We start from the raw sequence: 7,192 nt of genomic DNA on the forward strand, positions 1-7,192 counted from the left end.
CCCTTGGCAATGCTGACGGCGCTGAGGATTTTGCCATCCTTGTAGGCAACCAGCTCCGTACTGCCGCCGCCGATATCCACCAGCAGGCCCTTTTTGACATTGGCCTCCCTGGCCGCGCCCAGAAAGTCCAGCTCCGCTTCCTCCCTGCCGGACAGCACCTGCACAAAAAGTCCTGTGCGCCGCTCTATCTCCGCCACAGCCTCCTGGCTGTTCTCCACGTTGCGCAGGGAGGCCGTAGCAAAAACGTGCATCTCCGGAATATTCAGGTTGTTGAGGGTTTCCTTGAAATCCTCCAGCACCTCCACTACCCTGTCCACACCGGCGGCGGACATCCTCTTGTCCTTCACAAAGGACGCCAGCCCGGCCGTAGCCTTCTTGGTAAACAGGATTTTCAGCTTGTCATCCTTTATGTCATAGACATTCATGCGAATTGTATTGGAACCTACATCTACTATTGTGTACATCATTTTCTCCTCCTAAAATTAAAGTGACAGATATTCAGATTGTTATACTTATATTCATCATAACCCTTGAATGTAAAGTCCATGGGCAGCTTTTGTAAAATCTTTGTAAAAAAATATCCCGGCAGGAGCATAGCCGCCGGGATATCATGAGAGAAAAGGAGATGCCGCAAGTTCTGCCAGTCTGGGTAATGTCAGCATGCGATATCTTTATATAAAATTAGAAGGAGCCTATTCAATAATCTCGATTTCCCCGGTGATGGAGAAATTCACCCACTTGGCAATATTCACCGCGTGGTCGCCGATGCGCTCAAAATACTTGTCTATCATCATCATATCCATGAGATACTCCGCATCGGTACTGCCGGCCTTCAATTTGCCAATCAGGTCACCGCGGATGTCGCAGAAGAGATTGTCCACCACATCATCGTATTTCAGCACCTCGTTGGCCAGCTCCATATCCTTGTCCCCGAAGGCCTGCAGGCTCATGTGAACCATGTTGCTGACCGCATCGGAAATCTGCTGGAAATCCACCCTGTCAGCGGCATGCTCGATGTTGCCCACGGAAATAATCTCGGCAATCTCGCAGGCCTGGATGCCGATGCGCTCCATGTCCGTCACCATCTTCAATGCCGCGGAAATGGTGCGCAGATCCCTTGCCACCGGCTGCTGCTGCATCAGGAGCTTGAGGCAGACATTCTCAATACTGCGCTCCTGCTGGCTAATCTGGCTCATCATGTTGTTGATGGTCTTGGCGCGCTTTATGTCGCCGTTCAGCAAAGCCTCCACCGTAAGCTGGATAGCCTCTTCGCAAAGGCCGCCCATGTAGACCATCTCATCCTTTAGCAGTTCAAGCTGCTGGTCGAAATATGCTCTCATCAGCCGAACCTCCCTGTAATATAGTCCTCAGTCCGCCTGTCCTTCGGCACGGAAAACATCTGCTCAGTCTCGCTGAATTCCACCAGATCGCCCAGCAGGAAGAAGGCGCAGTAATCAGACACGCGCACCGCCTGCTGCATGTTGTGGGTAACCATCACCACGGTGTACTTCTTTTTCAGCTCCACTGCCAGCTCCTCAATCTTGCCGGTGGAAATCGGGTCCAGCGCCGAGGTTGACTCATCCATCAGCAGGATATCCGGCTCCACTGCCAGCGCCCTGGCAATGCAAAGACGCTGCTGCTGGCCGCCGGACATGCCCAGGGCCGAGGTGTTCAGCCTGTCCTTCACCTCATCCCAGATAGCCGCATCCTTCAAGGATTTTTCCACGATATCATCCAGCTTGACCCTTGAGGTAATGCCGTGGGTGCGGGGACCATAGGCGATATTGTCATAGATGCTCATAGGGAACGGATTCGGCTTCTGGAAAACCATGCCCACCCGCTTTCTCAGCCAGGTGACATCCACCTTGGGCGCATAGATATTTTCCCCGTTATAAATCACGTTGCCCGTGATTTTGATTCCCTCCACCAAATCGTTCATGCGATTCAGTGTTTTCAAAAAAGTGGACTTGCCGCAACCGGAAGGGCCGATTAGCGCCGTAATCTGGTTTTGCGGTATATCAACGCTGATATCATGGAGGGCATGATGGTCGCCATACCACAGGTTCAAGTCCTTGACTTCCATTATCGTATTCATAAAATTATCCTTCTATATCATTATCTTTCGATATCACACATTTTTCAGCTTCTTGGCAGCCATATTGGCAGAGAAGTTCAAAAGCAGTGTCAGCGTCATGAGAATCACCGCGATGGCAAAGGCCACACTGGTTTCACCACGCTCGCTGGCATAGACATACAGTGCCACTGTCAGGGTAGCAGATGAGGATTCCAGCGCCGTCACAAAATCATTCAGCACCAGGCCAAAGCCTGCCGTGAACAACAGCGCCGCCGACTCGCCCACAATGCGCCCTACGGAGAGAATACAGCCCGTCACGATGCCGTCAATGGCGTTGGGCAGTACCACGGTACGCACCATGTGCCATTTGCTTGCCCCCATAGCAAGGGAGCCCTCGCGATAGGCATTGGGCACGGTCTTGAGGCTCTCCTGGGTGGTGCGGACAATCACCGGCAGAATCATCATCACAAGGGTCAGGCCGCCGGCCAGAATACCCTGTTTCAGGCCAAACATCTCGGAAAACAGCACCATGCCTGCCAGACCGAAGATAATGGACGGAATGCCGGTCAGCGCCTCTGCCGCAAACTCAATCAGGTTTACCAGCTTCTTGTTGGAAGCATACTCCGTCAGATAGATGGCCGCGCCCGTGCCCAGGGGCAGTACAACGGCCATGGCTACCAGAATGATATACAGCGTATTCAAAAGGTTCGGCAGGATGCCGATGGTCTTTCTCACATAACTGCTCTGGCTGGTCAGAAGCTCCCAGGACAGATATGGCACGCCCCGGTAAAATATATAGCCGATGATGAAGGCCAGCAGCAGGCAGGTAAAAATCGCACTGGCCCAGATAAGGCATCTTGCCCCCTGATTCCACAGCTTCCGCCGGGAAAATCCCGCCGTACTGCCATCAGGGATGGCCGCCCGGCTCACAGCCGCATTTTCCATCCTACGCCACCTTCCTTCCCTTGACAAATACATTCAGGAATACATTAATCATCATAATAAACAGGAACAGCACCAGCCCGATGGAGAACAGCGCCTGATGCTGCAGGGAACCTGCGGCGGCGTATGACATCTCCGAGGCAATCGCCGTGGTCATAAACCGTACAGATTCCAGCAGTCCAGGCATGTTGGCCACGTTTCCGGAAACCATGATGATTGCCATGGCCTCGCCGATAGCACGGCCTACTCCCAAAACTACGGCTGCCGCGATACCGCTCTTGGCGGCCGGCACACTGACCCTGAAAAATGTTTCCATTTCGGTTGCCCCCAGGGCCATAGAGGCTTCCTCATACTCTCTGGGTACTGCCCTAAGTGCAGTCTCGGAGACATTGATTATTGACGGTAAAATCATGATGGTCAGCACAATAATCGCTGCCAGAAGGGTGGCACCAGAGGATAAGGAAAATACCCTCTGGATGCCTGGAACAAGTATAATCATGCCTACAAGGCCGTAGACAACGGAAGGAATACCAGCTAACAGCTCCACGGCAGTATGAATCACCCTGGCAAACTTTGGAGGAGCGGCCTTTGACAGAAAAATTGCTGTCAGAAGGCCAACGGGCACACCTATGAGCACAGCGCCCGCCGTACCATAGATACTGGTGAGTATGAAGGGAAGGATGCCAAAGGATGGCTCCACCGTGGAAGCGGTTGGCTGCCATATGGTACCGAAGATAAACTCCGGAATACCTATTTTCATAATTGCTGGCAGGCCGGCAATTACCAGATGTATCGTGATGCACAGCACGAAGCCTACCGCCACGATACCGCACAGCATAAACACTGCGTTTATGCTCTTTTCAGTTATTTCCTGCCATTTGGTTTTATTTTTCATAAAATATCAGACCTCTTTACTAAAAGCCTGCTTATTTAGCAGTAGGTACTGCGCCAGCCTGCAGAATCAGCTCTGCGGCCGCCTTGGAGGTCATGAAGTCAAAGAAAGCCTGTGCAGCCTCGCTGAGCTTTGCGCCTTCCTTGGTAATCAGGTTGAACGGACGCTGGATAACATACTTGCCGTTGGAAATATTTTCCTCGTTGCACTCCACGCCATTAATCTTCAGGACCTTGATGCCCTTCTGATTCTCTACGGAAGCGAAGGAAGCGTAGCCGATGGCGGCCTCGCTGTTCTTGACAGCCTCAATAACTGCACCGGTAGAGGTCAGCTCCTGAGCCAGCTTGCACTTGTCCTTGGTATGGGTAATGGTCTCAAAGCCATCACGGGTACCGGAACCGGCCTCACGGCCGATAGCCGCTATCTTGCCTGCATTGCCGCCGAACTTGCTCCAGTCACCGGCCTCGCCGTTGAACAGGGAAGCTACATCCTCAACCTTCAAATCATCTACAGGGCATTTCTCATTAACGATAATAGCGATGCCGTCCAGCGCTACGGTGGTTTCCTTCAGGCCCTTTTCCTTCTCGCTGTCCTTCAAGGCGCGGGAGGAAAGGCCGATGTCGGTGGAGCCCTTGCTTACAGCCTCGATGCCTGTGCCGGAGCCGGAAGCATCATAGGTAATGGTTACGCCCTTGTTGTCTGTCATGAATTTCTCAGACAGGATGCCGATAACCTTCTCCATGGAGGTGGAGCCGTTGGTGGATACCGCACCGGAAAGCCCGGAGCCGGAGCCACCCTTGTCACTGCCACAGCCGGCCGCCAGCAGGCCCAGCATCATTACTGATAACAAAACTGTAAATAATTTCTTCATGTTCTTCATTTACTTGCACTCTCCTTTTAATAATCTTTACGGATTTCTCTGAACATGGCTATATCTTAATACGCAAATGTAAAGTCCACTTGCCTGTTTTTGTAAAAAAAATGTAAATATGCCGCCGATACGCAAAAATCCCTCCGGGATACACCCGGAGGGATACATAATGCTATCTTATATTCAATTGTTATCAGCATCGCCCTTTTCAGCCATGCCGGCGCCAACCGGCCTGCCAGCCGCTATGACCTGCGCCAGAGCTTCCCATACATCAGCGGTTTCCAGGGTACTGCGCCAGTAGGCACTGCCAGCCAGATCGTAGCGGCTGATAAGTGCCGCCTTCAAGGCCAGTGAGCGGCGGTTTTCCTGCCACACCCGGTAGCGTTTTTTTCCTTCCGTATACTCAAAGTAATACTGGCCCTCCCCGGCAAGCCACACAGGTGACAGTTTCCTGTCCGCTATCAGCTTTTCCGCCTGGGACATGGAGAGGGTCTTTCCCTTTGCCTTGCCTGTCTTTATATCCTCCTGCCAGATGCGCATATAGAGGGGCATGCCCAGAACCAGCTTTTCCGGCGGCACCCCTTCCGAGAGCGTTGCCGCAATCCCCTTTTCCACCCAGTCAAGGGAGGCTACAGAACCACTGACAGAGGATGCCGCGCCATGCTCATCGTAGGCCATCAGCATCAGATAATCCACCTGTTCAGCCAGTGCCCTGCGGTCATAACAGCGCGACCACATGCCGGAGCTGCTGGGAATGGTGATATCCATGGAAACCGTCAGCCCTTCTGCCCGGAGTGCCCTGCTGATTTCCGCCACAAAATCCGTCAGGCTGTCCCTGTCTTCCGGATAGATATTTTCAAAGTCGATATTGATGCCGTCCAGCCCATATTCCTTTGCCAGCGCCTTCATTTCCCTGACCGCGTTGGCCCTGCCCATAGGGCTTGCCAACAGCTTTTTTGTCATGTCGGGATTAAAATCGTTGGTAATCAAGGCCCACACCTTGTAGCCGCGCCCATGAGCCTTCCTGACATACTCAGGGTGGGCAGTGCCTCTTTTATCCTTGATTCTGCCCCTTTCATCTGCGATGACAAACCAGCTGGGTGACAATACATCAACCCCCGGCAGCTTATCCTGATCAGCCAGCCTGGTGGCTTTTTCCCCGGGGGCCTGCCAGTCCCACAGCACGCTGACCTGCCCTGCCGCCAATGCCGCCTCTGACCACAGCATCAGTGCGAGAAATACCGCTATTACCGCATTTTTCATGTATGAGCCACTCCCTTTCACCATTTCGCAAGCCTTGTATTCATTATAAAATATAAACAGGATAAATACTACTAATAATATGAATAATATTGCCCATGTACTTTTCCCGCTTTAATGTTATAATGTTGCACTAAGCTATCTGTCTAAAAAATGCAATATAAATCACAAGGATAGTAATATATTTTTTACAAAGCTATGCTTATGGCAAAATTTATTTATACAGGGGGGATGACTTTGACGCGCGCGCAAAAACTAGGGCATCTGGCTGCCATTCTGACAATTATCCTCTGGGGCACGACCTTTGTTTCCACAAAAATACTGCTTGAGGAATATCAGCCGGTGGAAATTCTCTTTTTCCGTTTTATCATGGGACTGATTGCCCTGACCATCATTTATCCAAAGCCATTGAAGGGAACCAGCCTGCGGCAGGAGCTGATATTTGCCTCCGCCGGTCTGTGCGGCATCTGCCTGTACTACCTGCTGGAAAATATTGCCCTGACCTATACCATGGCCTCCAATGTAGGGGTAATCACCTCCATAGCACCGTGCTTCACCGCCATAGTGGCATACTTTGCCCGTGTGGATGAAGAGGCCGTCAATAAAAAGTTCTTCTGCGGCTTCGTGGTGGCATTGGCAGGTATTTTCCTGATTAGCTTCAATGGCGCCGAGCTGCAGCTGAATCCTGTCGGCGATGTGCTCGCCACGCTGGCCGCCCTTGCCTGGGCATTCTATGCCGTCATTACCAGAGGCATCGGAAATTACGGCTACAATACCATTGTCATGACAAGGAGAATATTTTTCTACGGCATACTGTTCATGCTGCCGGCACTGCTCTTCTTCGACTGCAGCTGGAGCCTGCACCCCCTGAAAGAGCCTGTCTATCTGCTGAATCTGGTATTTCTGGGGCTGGGTGCTTCTGCCCTGTGCTTCGTTACATGGAACTACGCCGTACAGGTTATCGGCGCAATTCAGACCAGTATCTATATCTACATGGTTCCTGTCATAACGGTAGTCACTTCCGTTATTGTCCTCGGTGAACAGATTACCCTCATGTCAGGACTGGGCATTGTGCTTACATTGGGCGGACTTGTGATTTCACAATACCGTGGAAAAAGAAAATAAAATTTCAGTTTTTCGTAGTGGTTGATTG

Annotated in this window: 8 protein-coding genes; 1 reads left to right on the plus strand and 7 read right to left on the minus strand. The window is 51.7% G+C overall.

The features are described from left to right. The 7 genes from ACI3UA_RS08875 to ACI3UA_RS08905 form a co-directional block, all read right to left on the minus strand. Positions 1-464, minus strand: a 464-nt coding sequence (locus tag ACI3UA_RS08875) for a Ppx/GppA phosphatase family protein (RefSeq protein WP_439724456.1), incomplete at its 3' end; no start/stop codon positions are given. A 228-nt stretch (positions 465-692) separates the two neighbouring features. Next, positions 693-1,340: a phosphate signaling complex protein PhoU gene (gene phoU / locus ACI3UA_RS08880; protein ID WP_439724457.1), complete on the minus strand. Its 648-nt coding sequence runs from the start codon at positions 1,338-1,340 to the stop codon at positions 693-695. After that, positions 1,340-2,095, minus strand: coding sequence for a phosphate ABC transporter ATP-binding protein PstB (gene pstB, locus ACI3UA_RS08885; RefSeq protein WP_439724458.1), 756 nt, complete (start codon positions 2,093-2,095; stop codon positions 1,340-1,342). The genes phoU and pstB overlap by 1 nt, the downstream gene beginning before the upstream one ends. Before the next feature lie 33 nt (positions 2,096-2,128). After that, on the minus strand, positions 2,129-3,019 hold the full coding sequence (gene pstA / locus ACI3UA_RS08890) for a phosphate ABC transporter permease PstA (RefSeq protein ID WP_439724459.1): 891 nt from the start codon (positions 3,017-3,019) through the stop codon (positions 2,129-2,131). A gap of 1 nt (position 3,020) precedes the next feature. Continuing rightward, positions 3,021-3,911: a phosphate ABC transporter permease subunit PstC gene (gene pstC, locus ACI3UA_RS08895; RefSeq protein ID WP_439724460.1), complete on the minus strand. Its 891-nt coding sequence runs from the start codon at positions 3,909-3,911 to the stop codon at positions 3,021-3,023. A gap of 31 nt (positions 3,912-3,942) precedes the next feature. Next, the gene (locus ACI3UA_RS08900; RefSeq protein ID WP_439724461.1) at positions 3,943-4,788 is read right to left on the minus strand and encodes a phosphate ABC transporter substrate-binding protein; all 846 of its coding nucleotides are present in this window, start codon (positions 4,786-4,788) and stop codon (positions 3,943-3,945) included. Between the two features lie 174 nt (positions 4,789-4,962). Further along, complete coding sequence (locus tag ACI3UA_RS08905; protein ID WP_439724462.1) at positions 4,963-6,042, minus strand: glycosyl hydrolase family 18 protein; 1,080 nt, start codon at positions 6,040-6,042, stop codon at positions 4,963-4,965. A 234-nt stretch (positions 6,043-6,276) separates the two neighbouring features. On the opposite strand from ACI3UA_RS08905, the gene ACI3UA_RS08910 reads away from it, so the two are divergent. Then, complete coding sequence (locus tag ACI3UA_RS08910; protein ID WP_439724463.1) at positions 6,277-7,164, plus strand: DMT family transporter; 888 nt, start codon at positions 6,277-6,279, stop codon at positions 7,162-7,164. Positions 7,165-7,192 lie beyond the last annotated feature (28 nt).

Origin of the sequence: Anaerovibrio sp., from assembly GCF_051866355.1 — a bacterium.
GTDB lineage: Bacteria > Bacillota > Negativicutes > Selenomonadales > Selenomonadaceae > Anaerovibrio.

Bases quoted from the DNA above. Each gene is read 5' to 3' on its own strand.
- pstC (WP_439724460.1), bottom strand. From the start codon at position 3,911: ATGAAAAATAAAACCAAATGGCAGGAAATAACTGAAAAGAGCATAAAC.
- pstB (WP_439724458.1), bottom strand. From the start codon at position 2,095: ATGAATACGATAATGGAAGTCAAGGACTTGAACCTGTGGTATGGCGAC.
- phoU (WP_439724457.1), bottom strand. From the start codon at position 1,340: ATGAGAGCATATTTCGACCAGCAGCTTGAACTGCTAAAGGATGAGATG.
- ACI3UA_RS08900 (WP_439724461.1), bottom strand. From the start codon at position 4,788: ATGAAGAACATGAAGAAATTATTTACAGTTTTGTTATCAGTAATGATG.
- pstA (WP_439724459.1), bottom strand. From the start codon at position 3,019: ATGGAAAATGCGGCTGTGAGCCGGGCGGCCATCCCTGATGGCAGTACG.
- ACI3UA_RS08905 (WP_439724462.1), bottom strand. From the start codon at position 6,042: ATGAAAAATGCGGTAATAGCGGTATTTCTCGCACTGATGCTGTGGTCA.